Annotated in this window: 31 protein-coding genes; 20 read left to right on the forward strand and 11 right to left on the reverse strand. The window is 71.5% G+C overall.

The window, feature by feature from the left end; genetic code table 11:
- The first annotated feature begins 49 nt into the window (after positions 1-49).
- Positions 50-712: an SCO2207 family protein gene (locus Asi03nite_RS25735; RefSeq protein WP_203683035.1), complete on the forward strand. Its 663-nt coding sequence runs from the start codon at positions 50-52 to the stop codon at positions 710-712.
- Positions 713-894: 182 nt separating this feature from the next.
- Here Asi03nite_RS25735 and Asi03nite_RS25740 read toward each other — a convergent pair whose 3' ends face one another.
- Entirely contained in the window at positions 895-1176 is a 282-nt protein-coding gene (locus Asi03nite_RS25740) for a hypothetical protein (RefSeq protein ID WP_203683036.1), read from the reverse strand.
- A gap of 98 nt (positions 1177-1274) precedes the next feature.
- Between Asi03nite_RS25740 and Asi03nite_RS25745 the strand changes: the two genes are divergently transcribed.
- The 8 genes from Asi03nite_RS25745 to Asi03nite_RS25780 all read left to right on the forward strand — a co-directional run bounded on the left by Asi03nite_RS25745 (position 1275) and on the right by Asi03nite_RS25780 (position 8527).
- Complete coding sequence (locus Asi03nite_RS25745) at positions 1275-1781, forward strand: flavin reductase family protein (protein WP_203683037.1); 507 nt, start codon at positions 1275-1277, stop codon at positions 1779-1781.
- Between the two features lie 110 nt (positions 1782-1891).
- Complete coding sequence (locus Asi03nite_RS25750; RefSeq protein ID WP_203683038.1) at positions 1892-2239, forward strand: DUF485 domain-containing protein; 348 nt, start codon at positions 1892-1894, stop codon at positions 2237-2239.
- Positions 2239-3906 carry a monocarboxylic acid transporter gene (locus Asi03nite_RS25755; protein WP_203683039.1) on the forward strand — a complete coding sequence of 556 codons (1668 nt, stop codon included), beginning with the start codon at positions 2239-2241 and terminating at the stop codon, positions 3904-3906. The genes Asi03nite_RS25750 and Asi03nite_RS25755 overlap by 1 nt, the downstream gene beginning before the upstream one ends.
- 128 nt (positions 3907-4034) lie before the next feature.
- Positions 4035-5156, forward strand: coding sequence for an LCP family protein (locus Asi03nite_RS25760; protein WP_203683040.1), 1122 nt, complete (start codon positions 4035-4037; stop codon positions 5154-5156).
- Positions 5157-5183: 27 nt separating this feature from the next.
- Positions 5184-5519, forward strand: a complete 336-nt coding sequence (locus Asi03nite_RS25765; protein ID WP_203683041.1) for a rhodanese-like domain-containing protein — start codon at positions 5184-5186, stop codon at positions 5517-5519.
- Positions 5516-6304: a glycerophosphodiester phosphodiesterase gene (locus Asi03nite_RS25770; RefSeq protein WP_203683042.1), complete on the forward strand. Its 789-nt coding sequence runs from the start codon at positions 5516-5518 to the stop codon at positions 6302-6304. Before Asi03nite_RS25765 ends, Asi03nite_RS25770 begins: the two co-directional genes overlap by 4 nt.
- 49 nt (positions 6305-6353) lie before the next feature.
- Complete coding sequence (locus tag Asi03nite_RS25775; RefSeq protein ID WP_203683043.1) at positions 6354-7535, forward strand: sensor histidine kinase; 1182 nt, start codon at positions 6354-6356, stop codon at positions 7533-7535.
- A 119-nt stretch (positions 7536-7654) separates the two neighbouring features.
- Complete coding sequence (locus Asi03nite_RS25780; protein ID WP_203683044.1) at positions 7655-8527, forward strand: DUF5926 family protein; 873 nt, start codon at positions 7655-7657, stop codon at positions 8525-8527.
- Between the two features lie 87 nt (positions 8528-8614).
- Here Asi03nite_RS25780 and Asi03nite_RS25785 read toward each other — a convergent pair whose 3' ends face one another.
- Positions 8615-9808 (reverse strand): arginine deiminase, encoded by a 1194-nt coding sequence (locus Asi03nite_RS25785; RefSeq protein ID WP_203683045.1) that lies wholly within the window; start codon positions 9806-9808, stop codon positions 8615-8617.
- A 293-nt stretch (positions 9809-10101) separates the two neighbouring features.
- On the opposite strand from Asi03nite_RS25785, the gene Asi03nite_RS25790 reads away from it, so the two are divergent.
- The 5 genes from Asi03nite_RS25790 to pheA all read left to right on the forward strand — a co-directional run bounded on the left by Asi03nite_RS25790 (position 10102) and on the right by pheA (position 13663).
- Entirely contained in the window at positions 10102-10836 is a 735-nt protein-coding gene (locus tag Asi03nite_RS25790; RefSeq protein ID WP_203683046.1) for a hypothetical protein, read from the forward strand.
- 80 nt (positions 10837-10916) lie between these two features.
- Complete coding sequence (locus Asi03nite_RS25795; protein ID WP_203683047.1) at positions 10917-11378, forward strand: hypothetical protein; 462 nt, start codon at positions 10917-10919, stop codon at positions 11376-11378.
- Between the two features lie 83 nt (positions 11379-11461).
- Positions 11462-11848 carry an ACT domain-containing protein gene (locus Asi03nite_RS25800; RefSeq protein ID WP_203683048.1) on the forward strand — a complete coding sequence of 129 codons (387 nt, stop codon included), beginning with the start codon at positions 11462-11464 and terminating at the stop codon, positions 11846-11848.
- A 40-nt stretch (positions 11849-11888) separates the two neighbouring features.
- On the forward strand, positions 11889-12506 hold the full coding sequence (locus Asi03nite_RS25805; protein ID WP_203683049.1) for a hypothetical protein: 618 nt from the start codon (positions 11889-11891) through the stop codon (positions 12504-12506).
- Between the two features lie 209 nt (positions 12507-12715).
- Positions 12716-13663 carry a prephenate dehydratase gene (gene pheA / locus Asi03nite_RS25810; RefSeq protein ID WP_203683050.1) on the forward strand — a complete coding sequence of 316 codons (948 nt, stop codon included), beginning with the start codon at positions 12716-12718 and terminating at the stop codon, positions 13661-13663.
- A gap of 134 nt (positions 13664-13797) precedes the next feature.
- On the opposite strand, the gene Asi03nite_RS25815 is transcribed toward pheA, so the two are convergent.
- Both Asi03nite_RS25815 and Asi03nite_RS25820 read right to left on the reverse strand, forming a co-directional pair.
- Entirely contained in the window at positions 13798-14145 is a 348-nt protein-coding gene (locus Asi03nite_RS25815; protein ID WP_203683051.1) for a metallopeptidase family protein, read from the reverse strand.
- Between the two features lie 216 nt (positions 14146-14361).
- Positions 14362-14790: an OsmC family protein gene (locus tag Asi03nite_RS25820; RefSeq protein WP_203683052.1), complete on the reverse strand. Its 429-nt coding sequence runs from the start codon at positions 14788-14790 to the stop codon at positions 14362-14364.
- A gap of 67 nt (positions 14791-14857) precedes the next feature.
- Between Asi03nite_RS25820 and Asi03nite_RS25825 the strand changes: the two genes are divergently transcribed.
- The 4 genes from Asi03nite_RS25825 to Asi03nite_RS25840 all read left to right on the forward strand — a co-directional run bounded on the left by Asi03nite_RS25825 (position 14858) and on the right by Asi03nite_RS25840 (position 18516).
- Positions 14858-15517 (forward strand): hypothetical protein, encoded by a 660-nt coding sequence (locus tag Asi03nite_RS25825; protein ID WP_203683053.1) that lies wholly within the window; start codon positions 14858-14860, stop codon positions 15515-15517.
- 30 nt (positions 15518-15547) lie between these two features.
- Positions 15548-16804: a serine--tRNA ligase gene (gene serS, locus Asi03nite_RS25830; protein WP_203683054.1), complete on the forward strand. Its 1257-nt coding sequence runs from the start codon at positions 15548-15550 to the stop codon at positions 16802-16804.
- Between the two features lie 108 nt (positions 16805-16912).
- Positions 16913-17725: an HAD family hydrolase gene (locus Asi03nite_RS25835; RefSeq protein ID WP_203683055.1), complete on the forward strand. Its 813-nt coding sequence runs from the start codon at positions 16913-16915 to the stop codon at positions 17723-17725.
- Positions 17725-18516, forward strand: coding sequence for an HAD family hydrolase (locus Asi03nite_RS25840; protein ID WP_203683056.1), 792 nt, complete (start codon positions 17725-17727; stop codon positions 18514-18516). The genes Asi03nite_RS25835 and Asi03nite_RS25840 overlap by 1 nt, the downstream gene beginning before the upstream one ends.
- A 60-nt stretch (positions 18517-18576) precedes the next feature.
- On the opposite strand, the gene Asi03nite_RS25845 is transcribed toward Asi03nite_RS25840, so the two are convergent.
- The gene (locus Asi03nite_RS25845; protein WP_203683057.1) at positions 18577-19116 is read right to left on the reverse strand and encodes a bacterial proteasome activator family protein; all 540 of its coding nucleotides are present in this window, start codon (positions 19114-19116) and stop codon (positions 18577-18579) included.
- A 185-nt stretch (positions 19117-19301) separates the two neighbouring features.
- Entirely contained in the window at positions 19302-20132 is an 831-nt protein-coding gene (gene ddaH, locus Asi03nite_RS25850; protein WP_373872164.1) for a dimethylargininase, read from the reverse strand.
- A 68-nt stretch (positions 20133-20200) separates the two neighbouring features.
- Here ddaH and Asi03nite_RS25855 point away from each other — a divergent pair, with 68 nt between their 5' ends.
- Positions 20201-20653, forward strand: coding sequence for an Lrp/AsnC family transcriptional regulator (locus Asi03nite_RS25855; RefSeq protein ID WP_203683058.1), 453 nt, complete (start codon positions 20201-20203; stop codon positions 20651-20653).
- Positions 20654-20684: 31 nt separating this feature from the next.
- Here Asi03nite_RS25855 and Asi03nite_RS25860 read toward each other — a convergent pair whose 3' ends face one another.
- The 3 genes from Asi03nite_RS25860 to mobA all read right to left on the reverse strand — a co-directional run bounded on the left by Asi03nite_RS25860 (position 20685) and on the right by mobA (position 22847).
- Positions 20685-21755, reverse strand: coding sequence for a T3SS (YopN, CesT) and YbjN peptide-binding chaperone 1 (locus tag Asi03nite_RS25860; protein ID WP_203683059.1), 1071 nt, complete (start codon positions 21753-21755; stop codon positions 20685-20687).
- Positions 21756-21818: 63 nt separating this feature from the next.
- Positions 21819-22097 (reverse strand): DUF6457 domain-containing protein, encoded by a 279-nt coding sequence (locus Asi03nite_RS25865; RefSeq protein ID WP_203683060.1) that lies wholly within the window; start codon positions 22095-22097, stop codon positions 21819-21821.
- A gap of 150 nt (positions 22098-22247) precedes the next feature.
- Positions 22248-22847, reverse strand: a complete 600-nt coding sequence (gene mobA / locus Asi03nite_RS25870) for a molybdenum cofactor guanylyltransferase (protein WP_239102920.1) — start codon at positions 22845-22847, stop codon at positions 22248-22250.
- A 120-nt stretch (positions 22848-22967) separates the two neighbouring features.
- Between mobA and fdhD the strand changes: the two genes are divergently transcribed.
- Positions 22968-23798, forward strand: coding sequence for a formate dehydrogenase accessory sulfurtransferase FdhD (gene fdhD, locus Asi03nite_RS25875; RefSeq protein WP_203683061.1), 831 nt, complete (start codon positions 22968-22970; stop codon positions 23796-23798).
- A gap of 41 nt (positions 23799-23839) precedes the next feature.
- Here fdhD and Asi03nite_RS25880 read toward each other — a convergent pair whose 3' ends face one another.
- Together Asi03nite_RS25880 and Asi03nite_RS25885 are read right to left on the reverse strand one after the other, a co-directional pair.
- A complete protein-coding gene (locus tag Asi03nite_RS25880) occupies positions 23840-24841 on the reverse strand; it encodes a DUF4192 domain-containing protein (protein ID WP_203683062.1) in 1002 nt (333 codons plus the stop codon).
- A 93-nt stretch (positions 24842-24934) separates the two neighbouring features.
- Entirely contained in the window at positions 24935-25438 is a 504-nt protein-coding gene (locus Asi03nite_RS25885) for a GNAT family N-acetyltransferase (protein WP_203683063.1), read from the reverse strand.
- Positions 25439-25450: the final 12 nt, after the last annotated feature.

Genomic DNA, 25450 nt, shown 5'->3' on the forward strand with positions numbered 1-25450 from the left:
TAAGGTAACCGCTTCAACTCCCCGGAAACCCGCACACGTAGTGACGGGCATGCGGAGATCACGGAGCAGTGCGTACAAGCGGCCGGGCAGCGGACTCACCGGGCGCAACCGCAAGGTCGCGATCGGGGTGGCGATCGCCGCGCTCGCCGGTGGCGCGCTGGCCGTCGGCACCGGGATGAGCAGCGCCTCCACCACCTGCGACGGCCTGGACCAGTCGCTGCGCGACACCGTCTCCTTCATGGCCGACCAACGGGCGCACCCCAACGCGCAGACCGACACGATCCTGGCGAACCGGCAGGCCGTGGTGGACCTGATCAACGTGCAGCGCCAGCAGGCCGGCTGCACCGCGAACATCGCCGCGCCGCCGGCCGCGCCGGCCCGGAAGCCCACGACGGCGCCGGCCCGAAAGCCCACGACGGCTCCCGCGACCACCGCGCCCGCGAACAACAACGGGACCGGCGCCGGCGAGGTCGTCTGCAAGGGCTCTACAGTGACCCTCTCCGGCGAGGCCGGCGACCCGTTCGCCTCCAGCGGGACGTTCCCGGTCGGCACCCGGCTCAAGGTGACGAACCTGGACAACAACAAGAGCATCACGGTGACCGTGCAGACCACCTCGGGCAGCTGCGTCCTGCTCAACAACGCCGCCTTCGAACAGGTCCGCGAACCCGGCAAGTTCCTGATCCGCCGAGCGGTCATCGAGCGGGTCGGCTGATCCGGCCCGGGTGTTCCGCGTCACCCCCTTTCGCCGCGGAACACCCGGCGCCTCAGCGCCTGCTGGTCCTGGACGACCCGGTCTCGCCCCCCGGGGCCGCCGCCCCGGCCGGCTCGGCGGACCGGGGGGCGCGGGTGATCGGCGGACCGCTGGCCGGGCGGGGCGGGCGGTCACCCCGCTGGTCAGGGCCGGTTGGCCGACCGCGGACCGCCGTTGCGAGGCGCCGGCACGTGGTTGACCCGGATCGGCCGCAACCCGTCCTGCCGCACGAAGATCCGCCGCCGCTGCAGCGCGTTGCCGGCCGGACCGACGACGTAGCCGTCCAGCCAGATCCAGCCGTCGTAGGTGACCCGCGGGTCGACCCGGATGACCCGGAAGGTCAGCGCCCGGTCACCGGAGAACTGCACGCTCGCCTCGGCCCCGACGTGAACGACGTCGCCCGGCCGTAACACCACCTGGGGCATGCGCGTCCCCTTCCGCCGGAGGTCCCCAAAAAAACATAGCTGTTGATCAATTGGAGCCGTTAGCGACGTACAGGATCCGCAATCGGGACAATAAGCGGATGACCATCCACTCCACCGATCCGTTCGCCGTCCCCGACGAGGACAAGTCCCCGGTGCGCCGGCTGCGCGGGCGGCTGGCCGCGCCGGTCACGCTCTGGACCGCGCCCGGACCGGCCGGGCTGACCGTCTCGTCCACACTGGTGGCCGACGGCGACCCGGGACGGGTGCTGGGACTGATCGACGAGGAGAGCGACTTCTGGGACGCGGTCTCGGTGGCCGGGCGGTTCGCGGTGACCCCGCTGACGCCGGCCGACCGGCAGCTGGCCGACCGGTTCGCCGGGCTGATGCCGGCGCCGGGTGGGCTGTTCGCCTCCGGGGACTGGCGCGAGACGCCGTACGGCCCGGTGCCCGCGCACGCCGGGGCATGGGCCGGCTGCACCCTCTCGTCGCAGCGGCCGTGTGGCTGGGCGCTGCTGGTGGAGGCGATCATCGAATCGGTCCGGTTGGATACGGCCACCGAACCGCTGGTGCACTTCCGGGGCCGTTACGCCGGACTCGACCGCTGAGCGCAGTCAGACCGCCACTCAGCGCAGACCCCGACCGGTGACCCGGGGCGGGCGGCTTTCCTTCGTACCGTGCCGGAGAAGTCCGCCCCGCCAACGAAGGTGGTGACACCGTGCCGGCCACCCCCGAGAGATATCTCGAGGTGCAGAACTCCGAGGAATTCGGTCGACTGCGCCAGACCCTTCGCAAGTTCATCTTCCCGACGACTATCGCGTTCATCCTCTGGTACGCCCTGTACGTCCTGCTCTCCGCGTACGCGCGGGACTTCATGGCGGTCAAGCTGATCGGCAACATCAACGTCGCCCTGCTCTTCGGCCTGCTGCAGTTCGTCTCGACGTTCCTGATCGCCTGGTACTACGCGCGGTTCGCGGCGCGCCAGGTGGACCCCGTCGCCGACGACATCTACCAGGACATCGAGGGCCGGGCCACGGCCGGCGCGGACGAGGGGAGGACGGTCTGATGCAGCTCGCCGCAGAGGCCTCGTCCGACACCTCACGGACGCTGACCATCACGCTCTTCCTGATCTTCGTGGCCATCACGCTCGGCATCACGATCTGGGCCAGCCGGCAGACCAAGACCGCCACCGACTTCTACGCCGGCGGCCGGCAGTTCTCCGGCTTCCAGAACGGCATGGCGATCGGCGGCGACTACATGTCCGCCGCGTCGTTCCTCGGCATCGCCGGCCTGATCGCCCTCTACGGCTACGACGGCTTCCTCTACTCGATCGGCTTCCTGGTCGCCTGGCTGGTGGCGCTGCTGCTGGTCGCCGAGTTCCTGCGCAACTCGGGCCGCTACACGATGGCCGACGTGCTGGCGTTCCGGATGCGCCAGCGCCCGGTCCGCACCGCCGCGTCGGTCTCCACCGTGGTGGTGTCGATCTTCTACCTGATCGCGCAGATGGTCGGCGCCGGCGCGCTGGTCTCGCTGCTGCTCGGCATCACCGCGGACGAGAAGTTCCTGGGCATGGACGCGTCCACGGCGAAGGTGTTCACGATCATCCTGGTCGGCGCGCTGATGATCGTCTACGTGGTGGTCGGCGGCATGAAGGGCACCACGTACGTCCAGATCGTCAAGGCGTTCATGCTGATGACCGGCGCCCTGGTGATGACGATCATGGTACTCGCGCACTACAAGTTCAACCTGTCGACGCTGCTGGGTGACGCCGCCGCGCGGTCCGGCAAGGGCGCCGCCTTCCTCGAACCGGGCCTGCGGTACGGCGTGGAGACCGCCGGGGACGCGACGAAGACGTTCTACAGCAAGATGGACCTGCTGTCGCTCGGTCTCGCGCTGGTGCTCGGCACGGCCGGCCTGCCGCACATCCTGACCCGGTTCTACACCGTTCCGACGGCTCGGATCGCCCGCAAGAGCGTGCTCTGGGCGATCGGCATCATCGGCGTCTTCTACCTGTTCACCCTGGCCCTCGGCTTCGGCGCGGCGGCCCTGGTGGGCGGCAAGGAGATCACCGCGCAGGACAAGGCCGGCAACACCGCGGCCCCGCAGCTGGCGCAGAAGCTGGGCATCGACTACCTGGGCGGGGACACCGGCGGCGCGGTGCTGCTGGCGATCATCGCGGCTGTCGCGTTCGCCACCATCCTGGCGGTGGTGGCCGGTCTGACCCTGGCGTCGTCGTCGAGCACCGCGCACGACTTCTACGCCAACGTGATCAAGAAGGGCAACGCGTCCGAGCGCGACGAGGTGAACGTAGCCCGGGTGGCGGCGCTGGTGATCGGGGCGATCGCGATCGCGCTGTCGATCTTCGCGCAGAGCCTGAACGTGGCGTTCCTGGTCGCGCTCGCCTTCGCGGTGGCGGCCTCGGCGAACCTGCCGGCCATCCTGTACAGCCTGTTCTGGCGCCGGTTCAACACCTCGGGCGCGCTGTGGTCGATCTACGGCGGCCTGCTCAGCGCGGTGGTGCTGGTGTTCTTCTCGCCCGTGGTGTCCGGTTCGGCCACCGCGATGTTCCCGGACGAGGACTGGCACTGGTTCCCGCTGTCCAACCCGGGCATCATCTCGATCCCGCTGGGCTTCTTCTTCGGCTGGCTGGGCACCGTGCTCAGCAAGGAGAACGACGCCGAGAAGTACGCCGAGCTCGAGGTCCGGTCGCTGACCGGGCACGGCGCACACTGATCGATCCCCGCTGCCGGGCCGGCGCGGTCGCCGTGCCGGTCCGGGCAGCGGGGTGAAGAACTCCCACGTTCGTGCCGAACCGCCGCACTGGGCGGGATCAACGGTCATTCCGACCTAATGTGGTTCGCATGTCTGCGACCATCTCTCCCAGCGGCAACTCCTCCGGACGGCCCTCCGTCCCGCCGCACGGGCCGGGCCGTCCCCGTCCCGTGGGACCGGGCGACCGGGGTCACACCTACCCGGGCCGCCCCCGGATCCGGCCGCGCTGGGGGCGCATCGCCCTGGTCGCCGGCGCCGCGGTGCTGGTGCTCGCTCTGATCGGGGGCATCTTCGCGGTCAACTACGTGAGCGGGATCGACAACGATCTCAAGCGCACGAACGCGTTCTCCGGCCTCTCCGCCGACCGCCCGGCCAAGACGGTCGAGGGCGCGTTCAACATCCTGCTGGTCGGCAGCGACTCGCGGGATCCGGACACCAAGGACGACGAGGCCAACGCCTGGCGCGCGGACACGTTGATGATCATGCACGTGCCGGCCGACCACAAGAGCGCGCAGATCGTCTCGATCCCGCGTGACCTGTGGGTGGTCGTGCCGCGCAGCAACGACGCGGCGTGCAGCGACGGCTCCCGGGCGAAAATCAACGCATCGTTCGCCTTCGGCGGCCTGCCCCGCGCGGTGCACACCGTCGAGTGCCTGACGGACGTGCACATCGACCACGTGATGGCCATCGACTTCGGCGGCTTCAAGGAGGTCACCGACGCGCTCGGCGGCGTCGACCTGAAGGTGGAGCAGACGGTCACCTCGATCCACCGGCCGTACCGGGTGTTCAAGAAGGGCATGATGCACATGGACGGCGCCCAGGCCCTGGACTGGGTGCGCCAGCGCAAGCAGTTCTCCCGCGGCGACTTCGCCCGTATGCAGCACCAGCAGGACTTCCTCAAGGCGCTGATGGACAAGGCGTCGAGCAGCGGCACGCTGACCAACCCCGGCAAACTGGACTCGTTCCTCGACGCGGTGGCCAAGGCCGTCACGGTCGACCAGGACTTCTCGCTCAAGGACATGGTGCTGCAGTTCCGCAGCCTGCGCGGGGACAACCTGACGTTCCTGACCAGCCCGAACAAGGGCAGCGAGACGATCGCCGGGCAGTCCGTGGTGGTCTCCGACCGGGAGAAGGCGCTGGCGCTGTTCCAGGCGATGTCCGCGGACAAGATGGCGGAGTGGATGGCGGCCAACCCGGTCGAGAAGTCCTGACCCGCCCGGAGTCGTAGGCTGGTGCCCGTGTTCGGACCTCAGATACCCAGCGTGACCCCGGATCAGGTCGACTCCGATGCCTACCTTCTCGACGTCCGCGAGCCGGACGAGTGGACCGCCGGCCACGCGCCCGGCGCCCACCACCTTCCGATGATGGAGGTGCCGGCCCGGATGGCCGAGGTGCCCACCGACGGCGAGGTCGTGGTGCTCTGCCGGGCCGGCGGGCGCTCCGCCCAGGTGGTGAACTACCTGATGAACAACGGCTGGGACAACGTGCGCAACCTCGACGGCGGGATGAAGTCGTGGGCGGCGGCCGGCCGGGAGATGGTCAGCGAGGACGGGCAGCCGGCCCGGGTGTTGTGACCGGGTACCGGCCCCTCGTCTTCGCGCACCGCGGGGGCGCGGACGCGCTGCCCGAGCACACGCTCGGGGCGTACTTCCGCGCCCTGGAGGAGGGCGTCGACGGCCTGGAGTGCGATGTCCGGCTCACCCGCGACGGGCACCTGGTCTGTTTCCACGACCGCCGCCTGAGCCGGACCAGCAACGGCAAGGGGCTGGTCAGCCGGCGCACGCTGGCCCAACTCGACGAGTTCAACTACGGCTCCTGGCACCCGGGCTATCCGGCCGACGAGGAGCTGCCCGACCTGAGCCGGCTGCTCACCCTGGAGCGGCTGCTGGCGGCGGTGCGGGAATGCGGCCGGCCGGTACGCCTGCTGATCGAGACCAAACACCCTTCGAGGTACGGCGCCGAGGTGGAGCGCCGGCTGGTGAAGATGCTCCGCCGGTTCGGGTTGGCCGAGCCGAAACCGGACGACGCCGTACAGGTGACGGTGATGTCCTTCGCGGCGCTCGCGCTGCGCCGCATCCGCGCCCAGGCGCCCGGCGTGCCCACCGTCTATCTGCTGGAGCTGCTGCCTCCGATGGTCGGCAAGGGGCGGCTGCCGTTCGGCTCGCGGATCGCCGGGCCCGGCGTCGATCTGGTCCGCAGCCGTCCCGCCCTGCTGTCCGCGATGCGGGAAGCCGGCCACCGGACGTACGTCTGGACCGTGAACGAACCGGACGACCTGGAGCTGGTGCTGGGACACCAGGTGGACGGCGTGATCACGGACCGGCCCCGGTTCGTCCTCGATCGCCTGGCCACAATGTGACCGGTGACACAGATGCACCAAACGTGAAGGGCGAGGCAGACTCGCAGACATGCCGGACGGTCCCGACTACCCAGCGCTGACCCGGGGTCAGATCGCGGTCCTCGACCGCGTCAACGCCGGTGAGTCCGGCCTGCCCGTGCTCCAGCAGCTGGTCCGGCTGGCCCAGGAGGTGCTCGGCGCCCGCGGCGCCGGCTTCGCGGAGTACGCCGGCGGCCACGGCCGGATCATCGCGGCCACCGGGGTGTGCGAGCCGGCCATCGGCCGCCGGGTGGAGCGCCGCCTGGAGAGCACGGGTCGCACCCTGCTGGTCCTGCTCGACTCGGTGAACGACGAGTTCGCCAGGCAGATCGAGGGTGGCGACCTGCGGCACATGCTGGGCGCCCGGTGCGAGGCCGGGGACACGTTCGCCGGCTCGTTGCACGTCTACTTCGGGGCCGACGCCGGTGAGCCGGGCGCCGAGCACCACGCGGTGCTGGAGCTGCTGGCCGGTCAGATCGGCCGGCTCTACGGGCTGGGCGACGGGCTGCCGGTGCACCCGGTGGCCGCGCCGGCGCAGGCCGACCGCGATCTCTGGGTGGCGGTCACCAGCCACGAGCTGCGCACCCCGGTCACCGTGATCAAAGGGTACGCGGACACGCTCACCAACCACTGGGAGACGCTCGGCGAGGCCGGCCGCAAGGAGGCCGTCCGGGTGATCGGCAATCGCGCCGGCGAGCTGGCCCGGCTGGTCGACCGGTTGCTCTCGGCAGCCAGCGACGGGGTGCTCGGGTCCGCTCCGGCGGGGCCGTTCGACCTGGTGGAGGCGCTCCGCGAGGCGGTCGGCGAGCTGCCCGCGGACCTGCGGCGCCGGCTCAAGCTCGCGCACCTGCCGGGTGACCTGCCCGAGGCGTACGGGAACCGCGAGTCCATCGCCACCATCCTCACCGAGCTGACCACGAACGCGGAGAAGTACTCCCCGCCGGACAGCGTCGTCGAACTCTGCGCCGGCATCGACGACGACACGCTGCGCTTCCGCGTCTCCGACCGGGGCGCCGGGATCGCGCCCGAGCACGTGGAGCGGGCGTTCGAGCGCTACTGGCAGGCCGACGGCGGCGACCGGCACCAGCACCCGGGCGCCGGCCTGGGCCTCTACCTGGTCCGGCGGATGGTGGAGCGCCAGCACGGTTGGGTATCGCTGCGGCCGCGCGAGGGTGGCGGCACGGTCGCCGAGGTCCGCCTGCGCCGGGCCTAGGGCCGTCCCGCTGCGGCCGCGGGAGGGTGACGGCACGCGGACGTCGAGGTCCGCCTGCGCCGCGCCTGGGGTGGCCCGCGTCACGGCAATCCGGGGGCCACCCCCTACGCTGGTCCCTCGTGAGCAAGCGTCGTAAATCCCAGTCCGAGCCCAAGGCCAAGGTGCGCGACATCTTCGTCGCCCGCCCGTTCGAGGGTCTCGCCGACGAACCCGAGTGGGTCGCGCTGCGCGAGCTGGTCCCGGCCGCCTCCGCGCCGCTGACCCTGAAACCCGAGATCATCGAGGAGTACGGGAACCGCCCCGTGACCCTCTCCACGGTCCTGCCGATGGCCTGGCCGGCCATGTCGCGTCAGGACGGGCAGGTCTTCATCGGTCTCCAGCGGCACGTGCAGTCCGGTGACGTCTCGCGCGACCTGGCCGTCGCGATCCTCTCCGCGCTGCGCACCGCCCCCGGCGACCCGGTCTCGGTGCCGGCGCTGCCCGGCGAAGGCCCGCGCCTGCAGGACGTGCTGGTCGACGGCCCACTCGAGATCACCATGCAGGACGGCTTCGAGTACTGGCTGGACAACGACCAGCTGCAGGATGCCAGCGTCAAGGCGTCGCTGGAGCGGGCGAACGCCTCGATCTACCCGACCGTGCGCCTGACCTCGGCGAGGGCGGCCTACTGGTGCCGGATCACGCCGGACAAGGGTCACGTCCGCTGGGTGCTCGGCGACACCGAGGACCGGGCGCTGGACGCGCTGGCCCGGCTCTCCGCCGCCGGCGAGCTGGTGCTGCGCGAGGACACCAAGTTCGCCGGGATGTTCCGCGCGCACGGCCTGCTGGTCCCGGTCTGGGACGTCCCGGGCGAGCCGGAGGCGAGCGACTGGGAGGCCCCGCTGTCCGATTTCGCCAAGCGTTACCAGGACACGCTGGCGATCACCGAGCCGCTCGACACCGCCGGACGCCGGGCGAAGCAGGGCCTGATCGGTCGCCAGCTGACGCTGCGCTGAGTGGGCGTGACCGGTCGCCAGCTGACGCTGCGCTGAGCAGGGTGTGACCGGCTGCCGGCCGAACCTTCGCTGAGCCCCGTCCCGGGCTCAGGCCGGCAGCGGGTCCCGGACCACCGGGCAGCTCATGCAGCGCGGGCCGCCGCGGCCGCTGCCCAGCTCCGAGCCCGGGATCCGGACCACCTCGATGCCGGCGTGCTCCAGCTGCGCGTTGGTCTCCACGTTCCGCTCATAGGCGACACAGAGACGTGGGGCGATGGCCAGGGTGTTGTTGCCGTCGTCCCACTGCTCCCGTTCGGCGGTGACCGGGTCCAGGCCGGTGTCGATGACACGCAGCCGGTCGATGCCCATCGCCTCGGCCGCGGCCTCCAGGAACGGGCGGAGCGGGCGGACGGCCAGCTCGCCGGCCGAATCGGTGGCCATGGTCCACGCCTGCAGGTTGTCGGCCACGTACGGATACATCACCACCGCGTCGGTGTCGACCATCGTGCAGACCGTGTCCAGGTGCATGGTGGCCCGCTCCTGGGCGATCGGCACGGCGAGCACGGTGTGCGCCAGGCCGGCCGCCAGCACCCGGCGGGCCAGCCGCTCGGCGCCGGCCGGGGTGGTGCGCTCGCCGACGCCGATCGCCAGCACGTCGGGGGCCAGCACGAGGACGTCGCCGCCCTCCACGTGCTCCAGCGCCGGCTCGTACAACAGCTCGGTCCCCGAGAAGCGCGGATGGAAGCGGTAGATCGCGTGGGTGAGCGTGGTCTCCCGGCGCCGGGCCGGCATCGCCAGGCTGGTCACCGCGACCCGGTCGCGCACCCAGACCGACGAGTCCCGGGTGAAGAGCAGGTTCGGCAGCGGGTCGATCACGAAGTCGTTGGGCTGCAGCATCTCGTAGACCAGGCTGCCGCCGCCCGGCTTGACCTCCTCGTGGGAGAGGCCCGCGACGAGCACCTCGGCGAGCCGCTCGGGCGTCTGGTCGGCGAGGTAGTCCGCCACCCCGGCGCGCAGTCCGTCACCCAGCCGGGCGTCGGCGAGGACCCCGGCGGTCAGCTCCTCGCGGGCCGCCGGGACGGCGAGCGTCTCGGCGAGCAGGCGGTCGAGATGGAGAACCTCGACACCTCGGGAACGCAGCGCCTCGGCGAACTGATCATGCTCGTCCTGCGCCCGGCCGACCCAGGGGATGCCGTCGAACAGCAGCGAGCCGCTGTTCCGCGGAGTGAGCCTGGCCAGCTCTTTTGCGGGGCGGTGCAGCAGAACGGTGCGGAGGCGGCTGACTTCACTGTCGACGTACACCAGTCCGACGTTAGCCCGTACCGAACGCTATCGCCCGGTCACGTTCTGATCTAGATCCTGAGACGAGCATGCACCGATCAGAGGACGGCGATAACTTGGCAGGGTGCGACGAAACCGCCGACCGCAGGTGCCGAGATGCACCATCCGCAAGAAGACGTTGTCCGTGAATGCGGTATTCATCCACACTTCTTTCTCTTTCTTTCCACTCCGTCGCCCTTCTCCGTGAGGACTTGAGCACGTACGGTAGTTGGAAACAGAGAGCCAGCCCGATAGACCTTTTGCCGGAGGTCGCAGTGACTGTCTTCCCCGCCCGCCCCGCTCTGCCCGCCCCGTCCAACCGGGCACTCACGCCGGTCGGCCATACGACGCCGCCTCAGACCCTGGAGCCCCGTCTGACGCCGGTCGAGTGGGCCCGTCGCCGCCGTGCCGACCGGGACGCCCGCCGCATGGAGGCGGCCGGCGCCCGTGCCCTCACCCGGCTCGACCGTCTCGGTTCGGCCTGGCACATCGTGGACTGGCCGCGGACGGACCTCTCCCAGTCGTACTACGAGCCCGACCCCGCCGACGAGCGGGCCGGGTTCCTCGCCATCGGCCCCGGTGGCGTGTACGCGGTGACCGTGGCCGATCACGGCCGCTCCCGTGTGCTGATCGCCGGGGACGTCGTTCAGATCAACGGCAAGCGCCCGCAGTACGTGGCCGAGGCCCGCCGCGACGCCCGCCGTGCCGCCAAGGCGCTGTCCGCCGCGGTCGGGCTGAACGTGCCGGTCACCCCGGTCCTGACCTTCGTCGGCTCCGGCGTGATCAGCGTGCACGGCCTGCCGAAGGACTGTCTGGTCGCCACCGACAAGGAGCTCGACCGGCTGCTGCTCGCCGGCGGGGCCCGCATCTCCGCGGCCACCGCGAGCAAACTCTCAGCTGTCGCCGAGAATCCCGCCACCTGGTCGAACGCACCGTACCGGCCGGCCGGCGACTACCGGTGGTACAGCAACGGACAGACGGCCGCTGACAAGCGGCCGACCCGCCGGTAACGTTCCTTGCGACGCCGTCGAGGGCGGCGCCCCGGCCTCCGGGGCGCCCCGCTCGACGCGACAGAAGCGAGGAGGAGCGGGTGGCGCATGTTGAGCTCTCCCTCTCGGGAGCGTTCGTCCCCCAGGCACGCACACCGGCCGAGGCCGAGTTCGTCACCAGCATCGAGCGTTGGGCGGGCACCGTGTCGGTGGCCGACGAGCCCTGCCTGATCGTCGACGCGGGCGGTGCGATCATGGCCGTCTCGCCGTCCTGCAGCGAGTTGCTCGGGCTGGGCAAGCCGGTCGACGCGATCGGCAAGCGGCTGACCACGACGCTGGAGCTTGTCGACTTCACGGCCGGCGCCGGCCCGCTGGAGGACCCGGAGGCGGACAAGATCCCGCCGTTGCTCGCGGTCCGCAGCGAGCGCCTGGCCCGCGGTCTGATGCGGGTCGTGCCGGGCAACGACCGGCCGCCGGTGACGGTCGACGCGATCTCCACGCCGCTGCTGGCGGGCGAGCGGGTGGCCGGATCGCTGACCTTTCTCTCCCCGGTGCACTACTGACGTCCGGTTTCTCCGTGGCGGTGTGGTGTTCGCCGCATCAGGTAACCATTGGGTGTTACCGATCCGTAACGTAGTCTGCCGTCATGCTCGATCTAGACCTGTTACCAGGGGAGTACGCGGTGTGCCGCCTGTCGGCCGGGTCGTCCCTGCCCCCCTCCCTGACCACGGGTCCGGACGACAAGAGCGTCATCTCGGTGACCTGGGGCCTCGACGAGATCTCGATCATCTGCCCGTCCGGCCGGGCGCCGGCCGACGCCGAGGCCGACACCGCGTGGCGATGTCTGCGCGTGGCCGGCCTGACCACGGCGATGACCGGGGTGCTCGCCTCACTGGTCGGGCCACTCGCCGACGCCCGGGTCAACATCGTCACGTTCTCCACCTACGACACGGACTACCTGCTGGTCCCGACGGTGCGCCTGACCGAGGCGGTCAACACGCTGACCGCGGCCGGCCACCGAATCGCGGGCTGACGATCTGGCACGGTGCGGGCTCGGCTCCTACGATTGGCCGGTGTCCCCGCACAGCCGCCACCTCCCCCTGGCCGTGGGCGCGCTGCTGCTGACGGCGCTCACGGCGGCCTGCGGGTCGCCGCCGGCACCGCCCGCGTCGCTGCCGGTGAGCGCCCCGCCGCCGTCCGCGGTCGACGCACAGCCCTCGGTCGCACTGCCGCCGCCGACGTATGTGCCGTTCTCCCCCGGCATCCCCGGCCCGGGGACGACGTACGCCCCGCCGACATATGCGTATCCGCCCACGTTCGCGTACCCGACGACGACGGCGCCGACCTCCACCCAGGCCCCGCTCACCAAGTCGCCCACGCCGACCCCGGCGCACGCGCCGAAGTGCACCGGCCGGCCCACCGGGGCGGAGATCCTCACGCTGATCAAGGGCAAGCCCGGCATTCCGAGTAAGACGCTGCAGGTACAGGGCGGGCCGTACTGCTCCGGCACGTGGTCGTTCACCACGGTGAAGCTGGCCGGGACGAACGCGGACCAGCAGGAGCCCCTGATGGTGGTGGCCACCGGGCAGGGGAGCACGCTCGCGCTCGTCGCGGCGGGGTCCGACGTCTGCAACGCCACGGTGCAGGCCAGTTCTCCGGCCGGTATTCGCGTGCTCGCCTGCGGCTTCTGAGGTCTCCGCGCTCCGCACCCGTCTGCACGCCCCGCGCCTTCCGCGCCCCGCGCCCGCCTGCACGCCCCGCACCCCGCCCGCACCTGCGCGCTCCGCGCCCGCCCGTGCCTGCGCGCGCCGCACCCGCCTGCGTCGCCCGTGCCTGCGCGCGCCGCACCCGGCGTGACGCAACCGGACCGAGCGGTGTTGTCCGTGCCTAGACTGTCGGAATGCCCGGTACGCCGCCCACCCGCTTCACCTACCTCGGCCCGGAAGGCACCTTCACCGAGGCAGCCCTGCGCACCATCCCGGCCGCCGAGCAGGGGCTGCGCACCCCGTCCCGCAGCGTGCCCGAGGCGCTCGAGGCCGTGCGGTCCGGCGAGGCCGACGCCGCCCTGGTGCCGCTGGAGAACTCGGTCGGCGGTGCGATTCCGGTCACGCTGGACGAGTTGGTCACCGGCGGCCCGCTGATGATCGCGCGGGAGGTGCTGCTGCCTGTCGAGTTCCTGCTGGCGGCCGACACGTCGAAGCCGCTCGCCGAGTTGCGGACCATCGCGGCGCACCCGCAGGCCTCCGCGCAGTGCCGGCACTGGCTGCAGGCCAACGTGCCGGACGCGGTAGTGGTCGACGTCCTGTCCAACGCGGCGGCGGCGATCAGCGCGGCGGCCGGGGAGTACGACGCGGCCCTGTGCGCCCCGATCGGCGTCTCCCGCAACCGGCTCACCGTGCTGGCCGAGAAGGTGGCCGACCGGGCCGAGGCGGTGACCCGCTTCGCGCTGCTCACCCGACCCGCGCCGCCCCCGTCGCCGACCGGGGACGACGTCACCTCGCTGGCCGTGTCGATCCGGCACGACCAGGTCGGCGCGCTGCTGGCGGTGCTCACCGAGCTCGCGACGCGCGGCGTCAACCTGTCCCGGATCGAGTCCCGGCCGACCGGGGAGCAACTCGGGACGTATTTCTTCTTCCTCGACTGCACCGGGCACGTCGCCGAGGCCCGCCTGGGCGAGGCGTTGCAGGGGCTGCGCCGGATCTGCGCCGAGGTCCGGTTCCTGGGCAGTTACGCGCGGCACCGGCTCCAGCCGGAGTCCCCGGTCCAGGCCCCGGCCGGCTTGTCCGACGCCGACTTCGCCGACTCCGCCGCGTGGCTGGCCCGCCTCCGCGCCGGCCAAGCCGGCTGAACCCCGCCCCCAGGACCGCGAGACGCTCCTGGGAGCTGGCCGAGACGGCGCGGTCGGGCTTGAGAAGTCCTTCCAGGACCGCGAGGCGCAGCTGGGGCCGGACCGGGCGTACGACAGCGGGGTTTTGAATCGGGTCAGGCCCAGCCGAGGTCGTGCAGGCGTTTGTCGTCGATGCCGAAGTGATGGGCGATCTCGTGCACCACGGTGATCGCCACCTCCTCGACCACGTCGTCCTCGGAGTCGCAGATGCGCAGCGTGGGCAGCCGGTAGATGGTGATCCGGTCGGGCAGGACGCCGGCGTAGTCCCAGCCGCGGTCGGTCAGCGCCGTGCCCTCGTAGACGCCGAGCAGGTCGTCGCCGCCGTCCGGCGGGGCGTCCTCGACGAGGAACACCACGTTGTTCATCAGGGACAGCAGTTCGACCGGGACCTCGTCGAGGGCGTCACCGACGAGTTCTTCGAAGCGCTCCCGACTCATCTCCACCGACACACCGACCATTGTGCCGCCGGGCGTGATCCGCCGGCAGAGCAACCGAGGCGCGGAAAGAGCGGACCGCCGCCCGCGGCAAGAACAGACCACGGAAAGAACGGACCGCGCCGGAGACCAGGAAGGCCACCGGCGCGGGCCGCCCGCCAACCGCGCCCCGGCGCGGAAAGGACGGACCACGCCGGGGCACGGGAGAACTAGCGGAAAAGCGGATCAGGCCAGCTTGGCGGAGAGGCTGATCGCCGCGCCCGGGCTGAGCAGACGCGAGATCGGACAGTTCTCCTTGGCGTCGGCCGCGATCTTCTGGAACGTGGCCTCGTCGATGCCGGGCACCTCCCCGACGGTCTCGAGGTCGATCCGGGAGACGCCGAAACCGGCGTCGGTCTTGTCCATGTGCACCTTGGCGACGGTCTCGACCGAGGTGGGCGTGAAGCCCGCGTCGGCGAGACCCTTCGAGAACGCCATCGAGAAGCAGCCGGAGTGCGCGGCCGCGATGAGCTCCTCGGGGTTGGTCCCCTCGCCCTCCTCGAAACGTGACTTGAAGGAGTAGTTCCCCTGCAGGCCACCCTTACCAGTCTTTACCGTGCCGGAACCCTCGGTGAGGTTCCCTTCCCAACGGGCCGTGGCAGAACGAATAGGCATGGACAAAACGCTAGCCCATCCGGGGCTCGGTGGATGCGCCGACGACCCAAGGGCCATGATGGGTCGCATGTCGGAGACGGGGTCGGGGTCCGTGGTCGAGTTCGGTCAGTCGCGTGGATTCCTCCGCGATCTGTGGACGGATCGCCGGGTCGCCCCGCTGATCGCCGGGCTCGGTGGGGTGGCCGCGTTCGTGTCGCTGATCTCGGAGTGGCAGGTGACCACGGTCGACGGTCTGGTCTACGGGGCCGACGAGGTGGGCGAGACCAAGATGCTGCCGGCCGACCTGTTCGACCTCGGGGGCGGCGGCGCGGCGTATGTGGGCGGACTGCTCGTGCTGGCCGTCACGGTGGTGCTGGCGGTCTCCGGGCCGCGGGCCGGCCGGCGGTACGCGCGACTCTCCGGCCTGAGCGCCGGTGGGGTGCTGTTCGCACTCCTCCTGGCCATGATCCAGCTGCTCGGCGAGCAGAGCCGGCTGATCTCCCGCTTCTACACGATCGAGGTGGACGCCGAGCACCTGCGGGTGGCGCTGGGGCGTGGCCTGTGGTGCGCGCTGGCCGGGGTGGCCGCCGCGATGATCGCGCTCTGGCTGTCCGGCTCGGCCCGGGAGCGGCCGGCGAAACCTGCGGAGCCGGCCGATCCGGAGATGGCGGAGCCGCTCGAGCTGAGCATCACACCGGCCGAGCCGTTCGTTTTCACTCCCGACAACCGGGATATACCCCTCCGATGAGGCACGCTGATACCGGTAGGCTCCACAACCGTGATTGACCTGCGTCTGCTTCGTGACGACCCCGAGCTGATCCGCGCCAGCCAGCGACTGCGCGGCGAGTCCACCGAGCTGGTGGACGATCTGCTGCGCGCCGACGAGGAGCGCCGTTCCGCCGTGCAGCGGTTCGAGACGGTCCGGGCCGAGCAGCGGTCCATCGGCAAGGAGGTCGCGAAGGCGTCCGGGGACGAGCGGGCCGCCCTGCTCGCGCGCACCAAGGAGCTGGCCGCCGAGGTGAAGGCCGCCGAGGCCGCGGCGGGCGAGGCCGAGCAGGCGCTCAAGCGCGCGCACCTGGCCGTGCCGAACGTGGTGCAGGGCGCGCCGCCCGGCGGCGAGGACGACTTCGTGGTGCTGCGTGAGGTCGGGACGATCCCCGAGATCGCGAACGCGAAGGATCACCTGGAAATCGGCGAGGCGCTGCGCGCGATCGACACCGAGCGGGGCGCCAAGGTGTCCGGCTCGCGGTTCTACTTCCTGACCGGGGTCGGCGCGCTGCTCCAGCTCGGCATGCTGCAGCTGGCCATCCAGCAGGCGGTCGAGCACGGCTTCATCCCGTCGATCACGCCGACCCTGGTCCGGCCGGAGTCGATGGAGGGCACCGGCTATCTCGGCGCCCACGCCAGCGAGGTCTACCGGCTGGAGGCCGACGATCTCTACCTGGTCGGCACGTCGGAGGTGGCGCTGGCCGCGTACCACTCGAACGAGATCATCGATCTGGAGCAGCCGCGGCGGTACGCCGGCTGGTCGTCCTGCTACCGGCGCGAGGCCGGCTCGCACGGCAAGGACGTGCGCGGCATCCTGCGGGTCCACCAGTTCGACAAGGTGGAGATGTTCTCGTTCGTCCGGCCGGAGGACGCCGAGGCGGAGCACCAGCGCCTGCTCGCGATGGAGGAGGAGATGCTGGCCAAGGTCGAGATTCCGTACCGGGTGATCGACGTGGCCGCCGGTGACCTCGGGAGCAGCGCGGTGCGCAAGTTCGACTGCGAGGCGTGGGTGCCGTCGCAGGGGCGGTATCGCGAGGTGACCTCGACGTCGAACACCACCACGTTCCAGGCCCGGCGGCTCAACATCCGGTACCGGGACGAGAACGGCAAGCCGCAGACCGCGGCCACGCTGAACGGCACGCTGGCCACCACCCGCTGGCTGATCCCGATCCTGGAGAACCACCAGCAGCCGGACGGGTCGGTGCGCGTGCCCAAGGCGCTCCAGCCGTTCCTGGGCGGCCGGGACGTGCTCGAACCCAGCCGCTGACGATCTCGACATCGCCTGGTCACCAGTTGTCATAGCCGCTGGTGACCGGGCGGTGTACCGTTCTCCTTCCGCCCTCCGCGGGGGTTCGTGAGACCCACGGAGGTTCCGATGCCCCAGCCTGGGCTGCCCAAGCTCATCGCCACGGATCTCGACGGCACGCTGGTCCGCAGCGACGACACGGTTTCCGCGTTCACCCACGACGTCCTCGAGCGGGTCCGCGCGGCCGGCATCCGGATCGTCGCCGCGACCGGCCGCGGTCCCCGCCTCACGTCGTTGACCCGCAACGACGTGAGGGTCGCCGACTATCTCGTGCTCGCCCAGGGCGGCTGGGTGCTGGACCAGGCGGAGTCCCGCTATCTGCGCCAGGCGCGGCTGCCCGGCTGGGTGCTGGCCGACGTGCTGGCCCGGATGGAGTCGGCGGCCGGCCCGCTCTCGGTGATGTTCGAGGCGCTGGAGCACGACGACTCCCCGCTCTGGGGCGACTTCGACCCGACCTGGCGATACCCGGTCACGATCGAGGAGCGCACCCGCGCCGAGTGCCTCACCGGCGACGTGATCAAGGCGTTCGCCCGGTCGTTCGAGCTCGACGTGGACGAGTTGCTGGCGATCGCGCGCCGGATCGTCCCGCCGGACGTGGCCACGGTCACCCAGGCCGGCCTGGAGTACGTGGAGATCTGCCCGGCGCACGTGGACAAGGGCACCGGTCTCGCGGTGGTCGCCGAGGCTGTCGGTGTCGACCCGGCGGACGTGCTCGTCTTCGGGGACATGCCCAACGACCTGCCGATGTTCGGCTGGGCCGGGTGGGGCCGGGTGGCCGTGGCGAACGCGCATCCGGAGCTGCTGGCGGTCGCCGACGATGTGACGTTGACCAATGATCAGGACGGGGTGGCCGTGTATCTTGATCGGCTATTGTCGAGCTGATGGCACCCTTTCGGCTGGTTGCGACCGACATCGACGGCACTCTGATCAACGACGAGCGGTTGCTCAGCCGGCAGACGATCGACACGCTCGCCGCGATGCCGGTGCCTGTGGTCCTGGTGACCGGCCGGCCGCTGCGCTGGCTGGATCAGCTCTACGACCAGTTGCCGGCGCGGCTGCCCGCGATCTGCGCGAACGGCGCGGTGATCTACGACCCGCACACCGACGAGGTGCTGCGTGCCGAGGTGATCTCCAGCGAGGTGCTCGTCGACGTGACGCGGCGGCTGCGGGAGGCGGTGCCGGACATGTCGCTCGCGGTGGAGATCGAGGACGGCCGGGCCTTCCGGCACGAGTCGACCTGGCCGGTCCGGTTCGCCGATCACCGGGTCCGGGTGATCTCCTCGCCCGAGGAGCTGACCTCGGCTCCGGCGGTGAAGCTGCTGGCCCGCTCGGCCACCGCCGATCCGGACGACTTCCTGGAACTGGTCAGCAAGACGCTGGGCGGCGTGGCCGAGGCGACCCGCTCCTCGTCGTCCGCGATGGTGGAGATCTCCGCGGCCGGGGTGACCAAGGCGGCCGGCCTCGCGTGGTTCTGCGAGCGCGAGGGCATCGGAGCGCAGGACGTGGTCGCGTTCGGCGACATGCCCAACGACATTCCGCTGCTCACCTGGGCCGGGCGGGCGGTGGCGATGGGGAACGCGCATCCGGCGGTGCGCGCGGTGGCCGACGAGATCACGGGCACCAACGTCGACGACGGCGTTGCCACCTACCTGCGGAAAGCCTTCGACATCTGAACCGATCCGGCGGTACGACCGGGCGAGTCCCGCCTGCGCGGAACCCGCCCGGATCGCATCTCAGAGGTACTGACCCGTCGGGCTGTCCGGCTTGCCGGGGATGCCCATCGGGAGCGCCGGGCGGTTCTGTCCGCCCCTGATCTGCTCCAGCTGGAGGCGCGCGGCCATCTGCTGGGCCACGAGCGCGGCCTGGATGCCGTGGAACAGGCCCTCCAGCCAGCCAACCAGCTGGGCCTGGGCGATGCGGAGCTCCGCCTCGCTGGGCGGGGTCTCGCCCTCGAACGGGAGGGACAGCCGCTCCAGCTCCTCACGCAGCTCCGGGGCCAGACCATCCTCCAGCTCCTTGATCGAACGCTGGTGGATCTCCCGCAGCCGGCCACGGCTGGCCTCGTCGAGCGGAGCGGCCTTCACCTCCTCGAGCAGCTGCTTGATCATGCTGCCGATGCGCATGACCTTCGCCGGCTGCTCGATCAGGTTGCCCGGTTCCTCCGGGCTCATCGTGCCGTCCTGCTCGATGGTGCCCATCGGGCGGCCGTCGGGGCCCACGACGATGACGGAGCCGTCTTCCTTGTGCTCAGTGGTGCGGGTGTCGTCGGTCATGCGATCCATCTTTGCGCACGCCTTCCAAGGGTGCCCGCGGCCCCGGGGTCTCACGTCGCAGGCGACCGCTTCCGCCGCCGCTCCCCGGTTCCCGACTCCGTCCGCCTCGAGCCGCGGCCTCGTGGTGTCCGGGTCGAACTCCGCTCCGCCCCGCGTCCGCCGACGGCGGCCTCGCGGCGCGGGCGTCAGGGTCGCAGCTCCGCCACGGCGCACTTGACGCTGCCGCCGCCGCGCTTGAGCTCGGAGAGATCGACGTGGACCGGCTGATATCCGGCGTCGCGCACCTTGCGCCCCATCCCGATCGCATCGGTGTTCAGGATCACGTGGCGGCCGTCGCTGACCAGGTTCAGCCCGAACGCCTCGGCGTCGGCGCGGTCGGCGAGCACGGCGTCCGGGAAGAGCTGGGCGAGCACCCGCCGGGAGGCCGGGGAGAACGCCTCCGGGTAGTACGTGACGTGCCGGTCGTCGAGCGCGGCCAGCGCGGTGTCCAGGTGGTAGAACGCCGGGTCGATCAGCCGCAGCGAGATCACCGGGCGGCCGAGCACCTCCTGCGCCTCGGCGTGCGCGGCCGGGTCGGTGCGGAAGCCGTAGCCGGCCAGGACGATGCCGCCGTACGCCGCGGGCAGGTACGCGAAGTCGCCCTCGCCCTCGTTGACGTGCTCGGGGGCGACGAACCGCCAGGAGCCGGCGGTGTCGTAGAACGCCCGGTGCGCGAGCGCCTCGTCGGCCCGCTGCGGATAGCGGAACCGGGCGCCGTAGACCGTGCCGTCCACCGAGAACGCGCCGTTCGCCGAGTAGACCATGTCGGGCAGGCCTGGTCGGGCATCCAGGACGTGCACCACGTGACCCAGATCGATCAGGGTGGCGCGGAGCGATTCCCACTGCTTCAGGGCCTGGCCGGCGTCGACCGCGACGGTGGTGTCCATCCACGGGTTGATCGCGTACTCGACCGTGAAATGCTCTGGGGGGCACATCAGGTATGCCCGCTTTCGCGGCAATCGCTCCAGGTGGCTCATGAGGATTTAGCGTAGGTAGGCTGCGGTGCAGCAAACAGCTCGAAATCTTGCTCCTCGGAGGCGAATCGTTGCAGATGGACGCCGTCGACCACCGAATCATTGCGTTGCTCGTGGCGGACGCCCGCGCGTCGTACGCGGAGATCGGCGGGAAGGTGTCGCTGTCCGCCCCAGCCGTCAAACGCCGGGTCGACCGCCTGCGGACGGCCGGAGTGATCAAGGGATTCACGACCGTGATCGAGCCGGCCGCGGTGGGGTGGACGACCGAGGCGTTCGTGGAGCTGTACTGCACCGGGCGGACCACACCGGCGCAGATCACGGTGGCCACCCGGCGGCATCCGGAGGTGGTCGGGGCGTACACCGTCTCGGGTCAGGCGGATGCGCTGGTGCATCTGCGGGCGGCCGACATCGGTCACCTGGAGCAGGCGCTGGAGCGGCTGCGCGCCGAGCCTTTCGTGACCTCGACGCGCAGCATGATCGTGCTGTCCCGGCTGGTGGAGACGCCGACCGCGATGCCGCTCTGAGCTCCGCGGCGGGCCCGGGTCGAGGAGACCCCTACAGGTACATCCCGGTGCGGTGGTCTCCGTCGTTCTTCGGCGGGGCCGGCTTGTCGCCCTCGCCGAAGAACCGCTTGCCACCGAACTCGCCGTGCAGCCGGTCGTCCAGCTCGTCGGCGAGACCGGTCATCACCTGCACCGCGAGCATCAGGTGGATGGCCTGGAAATTGCGGCCGAAGACCGGGATCGACGCCCAGACCGTGTCCTGCGCACAGTAGAGCCGGCCGATCGGCATCCGGTTGGTGAGCTCGGACAGCTTCACGTAGAGCTGCTCCGTCGGCTCCACATCGGTCAGGATCGGGGAGAAGACGTCGACCAGCGGCGGGTTGTCCCGCACCCGGACGAAGACCATCGCCGAGCCGGCCCGGATGCCGATGTCCCCGTCCGCGTCGACCTGCAGCTGGTCCACCGTGGTCTTGCTCATGGTGGCGACGACCGTGCGAACCCGCTCGTCCAGCGGCACCTCGTCGGCCACCGCCTCGCCCAGCAGCTGCTCGTCGGTCAGGTCGTCGAGGGCGGCCGCCGGGTCCAGTCCGGACTCGGGCCGCGCGGTGGCCAGCGGTCCTGCGTCGATCGGCTCGTCCTCCTCGTCGTGCACCAGGTAGACCAGGAAGGCCGGGTGCGGCGCGCCGTAGACGTCGCGCAGGGTGCGGGAGATGAGTGCGGCCAGTGTGGTGGCCTTGGACTGCTCGGACCGCAGGCCGAAGGAGTCCCGGGAGCCGGCCAGCACGCCCGGGGGCGACCAGCCGAGCGCGACCATGTCGGCGACCGCGGCGCGGTCCATCCGGAACTCCGGGGGCAGCTCGGCGTTGCCGACCGCGAGCGCCTCGATCACGCCTTCGGGCAGGACCCGGATGCTCACCGAGTAGACCGCGGAGCCGGTGCCGGACGCGGTCGGGTCCAGGGTGAGGTCGATCTGCGCCCCGGACGGCAGGTCGGCCAGCACACCGGCGAGGGCGGCGGCGAACTCCCGCCAGGCCTCGGTGACCTTCGCCCGTAGGTCGGCCGTGGTCGGTTCGTCGAGCAACACGCTCTCGGGCGTGTCGCCCGCCGGGATCTCTGCCGTCATGATCGCACCTCCGTTCCCGTCACCCTATCGAGCGCGACTGTGCTGTAAACGCCCGTCTGGCGTTCAGTTCCCGGAGGTCGCGTTCGGGCTGGTAGCGGAGTCTTCGGCGGCTTTCGTCCGCCAGGCGAGGGCGAGGCGGGAGATCCGCTCGGCGGCGTCGGCCGGGTCCGCTCCGCGCCCCACGGCCAGACCCATGAGGTACGCGGTGAGCGGCGCCCCCGGTCGCAGCACGTTGTGAGCCACGTCCCGGGCCACGTCCAGAACCGACTTCACGGCGAGGTCCTCCGGCGGCACGCCCAGCTCAGCCCCGGCCGCGGCGATCCATTCGTCCAGCTCGTTCATTCCACCCCTCTGTCCCGGCCGAGTCCACCGCTGCCGTGCTCACCGCCACCGCCCGCGGTCAGCACCTCAGAGGCCACCACGCGCACCGACCGTCGTGCGCACCACCCCGCGGCCACCGCCGCGCTCACCATCCCGCGGCCATCACCGCTCTCACCGCGCCCACTCCTCCGCGGTGCGCAGATCGTCGTCGGTGTCGCAGTCGAACCACGGCGGCGGACCAGGACGGCGCCAGGACACCTCGGCCACCCGCAGCTCGCTCACCAGCTCCCGGACCGGCGCCCCGTGCAGCCCGCCCCGCCGCGCCGAGAGCCGGTCCATCGCCGCACGCAGCGCCGCCGTCCGCCACACCCCGCAGAGGATCTGCAACCGCCCGTCGGCGTCCCGGTAGACCGCGCCCTCCATCGGCGCCGACTCCATGGTCAGCCGCAGCACGTCGATCGCCTCACCGGTCAGGAACGGCAGGTCGGCGGCGAGCAGAGCGGTGTACGCGATGGTCTCCGGGACCAGCGCCAGCCCGGCCGCGGCGGCCGCGACGGGTCCGCCACCGGGTGGCTCCTCGCGGGTCACGTGCACCGGAACCGGCAGCTCGGCGGAGACCCGGCCGACCACCACACGCGGGTCGGCGTCGTGCACGGCGGCGAGGACCCGGGTGAGCATCGGCTGGCCGGCGACGGCCAGCGTCGGCTTGTCCGCACCGCCCATCCGCCGCGCCGCACCACCGGCCAGGACCACCGCCGCAAATCCCCCCACATGAGTACCGTATCCCGAGCGGGTGGCGGGCGGGTCCACGCGCTCTCCGGAACGCTCTTCCGGCCCGTCCCGCGCGATCCGGCCGTGGGCGTCCTCAGCGGCGCGCCGTAAGCTCCGGCCATGGCGAGGAGCACGACACGGCGGCCGGTGGTCAGCATCGATCTCGGCGCGCCGGCCGGCGGCAGCCGGCGGCGGCCCGACGACCTCGCCGCCGAGGAGCCGCTGGAGATCCGGGTGCGCAAGCAGCCGCTCGCGGTCACCATGCGCACTCCCGGGCACGACATCGACCTGGCGATGGGCTTCCTGCTCAGCGAGGGCCTGATCACCGCCGCCGAGGACGTGACCACGGCACAGCTGTGCGCCGGCACCGACACGCCGAACACCTACAACGTGGTGGACGTCGTCCTCGGCGCGCACGTGCCGCCGCCGGTGACCGACCTGAGCCGCAACTTCTACACCACCAGCTCGTGCGGGGTCTGCGGCAAGGCCAGCATCGACGCGGTGCGGACCCGGTCGCGCTTCGACGTGGCCGCGGACCCGCTGCGCGTGCCGGCCGCAACGCTGGCCGAGCTGCCCGGCCGGCTGCGGGCCGCCCAGCGCACCTTCGACAAGACCGGCGGCCTGCACGCGGCCGCGCTCTTCACCGCGACCGGCGAGCTGCTGGTCTCGCGGGAGGACGTGGGCCGGCACAACGCGGTGGACAAGGTGCTCGGCTGGGCGCTGCGCGAGGGCCGGCTCCCGCTGGTGGGGCATGTGCTGATGGTCTCCGGACGGGCCAGTTTCGAGCTCACCCAGAAGGCGTGGATGGCCGGGCTGCCGATGCTGGCAGCTGTTTCGGCGCCCAGCACGCTCGCGGTCGAGCTGGCCGACGAGGCCGGGATGACGCTTGTCGGCTTCCTGCGGGGGACGACGATGAACGTCTACGCCGGGGTGGAGCGCGTCACGGTCTGACCGCCGGGTCCCGGCCGTCCGGGCAACCCCGGCCGGCCGGCTCACCGGCCCCTCCCGCGCAACTGGAGCATGTGCGGCGGCAGCCCGTGTCCGAGCACGCTGTGCATCAGCCCGGCCAGCGGGTGCTGCGGCTCCTCGGCCAGCGCCCGGTCCACCGCGACCCGGGCCAGCGAGCCCCGCCCGGCTCGCCACGCGGTGAAGCTGAGCAGGCAGGCCGGCGGGGCGACATAGGCCGGCTCGACCCGCCGCAGCACGTCGGTCCAGAGGCGCACCTGCCACTCGTGCCCGCTCTCGGCCCGGTCCAGCGCGAAGTCCTCCACCGACCGGGCCACCAGCAGCACGCCCAGCCAGGCTGTCTCGTCCGGGCTGAGAGTGCCGCCGGACCGGTAGCATCGCTCGGCCGCCCGGACCGCGAGCTGCCCGCTCCGGCGGACCAGTTGCCCGTACCGTTCCGCGGTCAGATCCTCGGCGAGCAGGTCGGTGAAGCGGCGCCGGGCCCGCTCGGTGGCCCGCGCCATCTCCGCCCGCTCCGCTCCCTCCACCGCCGCCACCTGCGCGGTCAGCGCCTTCCGGTTGGGCAGCGCCACCTTGCCGCGGAAGGTGGCCTCGGTGGCGATCACGCTGTCGCCCGGCAGGCAGGGGGTGCCCTGCGGGGGACAGCATCCCCGGTCGGCGCACGTGTACGACCACCAGCGCCCGCCGTCGACCCGCAGCAGGTCGAGCACCTCGACCCCGCGGGTCCGGACCGCCTGCGCGCTCCGCAGCACCGCCGGCGTGACCCGGCGCCGTGGCCCGTATCCGACGACGACCACCAGCTCGGTCTCCTGGCGGGCGACCGCGTCGGCGACCACGCCGGCCGCCTCGGCGGCGTCCGGCTCGGTCCAGTCCGGCGGTGGCAGGTCGTGGCAGACGGCGAACTCGACGCGCGCGCCGGTCAGTCCGACCATGGCCACGCTGTCGTGCGGGTGATAGCCCAGCACGAACGGCACGACGGCGATGAGCTCGGCGGGCGAGTGGATGACGAGAGTGCGATCGGATGTCATGCCGGGCAGCTTGGCCCGGTTCGGGCTGCCGCCGCGTGCCGATCCGCGGGGCTGTGGACAACTCGTCCACAGACTCCCGGTCCGCGACTCCGCTCAGTTGCGGAAGGACAGCCCCTGGACCTCCAGGCCCTCGGGCTGCCAGGCGTGGGTGTGCCGATCGAGGTCCATAGTGAGTTCGATGGAGCTGACCACGTCGTATCCAGCCGCGTGCAGGCTGCGGATGGCCTCGATGTTCCGCGACGACGGCGAGATGGTCAGCGACGTCATGTTGCGCTTCTTCGCCTCGGCGGCGACGTGCTGCAGCAGCTTGCGGCCGACCCCTTTGTGCCGGTGGGTGACGGTGACGACGACCGGTTCGACCTCGCCGGCGCGGGCCCGCATGATCAGGCCGACCATCCCGATCACCCCGTCGTCGGCGTGGTCGGCGACCCACAGGCCGCTCAGGTCCAGCCTGGTCAGATACTCCTCGAAACCCGCCCCGCCGTCGTCCTCGGCCTCGCCGTACATCTCGTTCTGCTGCCGGGTCAGCTCGGCCCACAGCCGACGGCCCGCGGAGTGATCACTCGGACGGTACGAACGCACTACGACAGGGGCCATGCCGACATTTTG

This window comes from Actinoplanes siamensis (assembly GCF_016862395.1).
Taxonomy (GTDB): Bacteria; Actinomycetota; Actinomycetes; order Mycobacteriales; family Micromonosporaceae; genus Actinoplanes; species Actinoplanes siamensis.

Excerpts from the sequence above, each read along its gene's own strand:
- Asi03nite_RS25835 (WP_203683055.1), top strand. The coding sequence starts at position 16,913 with ATGCCCCAGCCTGGGCTGCCCAAGCTCATCGCCACGGATCTCGACGGC.
- Asi03nite_RS25735 (WP_203683035.1), top strand. The coding sequence starts at position 50 with ATGCGGAGATCACGGAGCAGTGCGTACAAGCGGCCGGGCAGCGGACTC.
- Asi03nite_RS25880 (WP_203683062.1), bottom strand. The coding sequence starts at position 24,841 with ATGACATCCGATCGCACTCTCGTCATCCACTCGCCCGCCGAGCTCATC.
- Asi03nite_RS25740 (WP_203683036.1), bottom strand. The coding sequence starts at position 1,176 with ATGCCCCAGGTGGTGTTACGGCCGGGCGACGTCGTTCACGTCGGGGCC.
- Asi03nite_RS25745 (WP_203683037.1), top strand. The coding sequence starts at position 1,275 with ATGACCATCCACTCCACCGATCCGTTCGCCGTCCCCGACGAGGACAAG.
- Asi03nite_RS25860 (WP_203683059.1), bottom strand. The coding sequence starts at position 21,755 with ATGACGGCAGAGATCCCGGCGGGCGACACGCCCGAGAGCGTGTTGCTC.
- fdhD (WP_203683061.1), top strand. The coding sequence starts at position 22,968 with ATGGCGAGGAGCACGACACGGCGGCCGGTGGTCAGCATCGATCTCGGC.
- Asi03nite_RS25885 (WP_203683063.1), bottom strand. The coding sequence starts at position 25,438 with ATGGCCCCTGTCGTAGTGCGTTCGTACCGTCCGAGTGATCACTCCGCG.
- ddaH (WP_373872164.1), bottom strand. The coding sequence starts at position 20,132 with ATGAGCCACCTGGAGCGATTGCCGCGAAAGCGGGCATACCTGATGTGC.
- Asi03nite_RS25800 (WP_203683048.1), top strand. The coding sequence starts at position 11,462 with ATGCTCGATCTAGACCTGTTACCAGGGGAGTACGCGGTGTGCCGCCTG.
- Asi03nite_RS25845 (WP_203683057.1), bottom strand. The coding sequence starts at position 19,116 with ATGACCGACGACACCCGCACCACTGAGCACAAGGAAGACGGCTCCGTC.
- Asi03nite_RS25755 (WP_203683039.1), top strand. The coding sequence starts at position 2,239 with ATGCAGCTCGCCGCAGAGGCCTCGTCCGACACCTCACGGACGCTGACC.
- Asi03nite_RS25865 (WP_203683060.1), bottom strand. The coding sequence starts at position 22,097 with ATGAACGAGCTGGACGAATGGATCGCCGCGGCCGGGGCTGAGCTGGGC.
- Asi03nite_RS25825 (WP_203683053.1), top strand. The coding sequence starts at position 14,858 with ATGTCGGAGACGGGGTCGGGGTCCGTGGTCGAGTTCGGTCAGTCGCGT.
- Asi03nite_RS25820 (WP_203683052.1), bottom strand. The coding sequence starts at position 14,790 with ATGCCTATTCGTTCTGCCACGGCCCGTTGGGAAGGGAACCTCACCGAG.
- Asi03nite_RS25840 (WP_203683056.1), top strand. The coding sequence starts at position 17,725 with ATGGCACCCTTTCGGCTGGTTGCGACCGACATCGACGGCACTCTGATC.
- pheA (WP_203683050.1), top strand. The coding sequence starts at position 12,716 with ATGCCCGGTACGCCGCCCACCCGCTTCACCTACCTCGGCCCGGAAGGC.
- Asi03nite_RS25760 (WP_203683040.1), top strand. The coding sequence starts at position 4,035 with ATGTCTGCGACCATCTCTCCCAGCGGCAACTCCTCCGGACGGCCCTCC.
- Asi03nite_RS25775 (WP_203683043.1), top strand. The coding sequence starts at position 6,354 with ATGCCGGACGGTCCCGACTACCCAGCGCTGACCCGGGGTCAGATCGCG.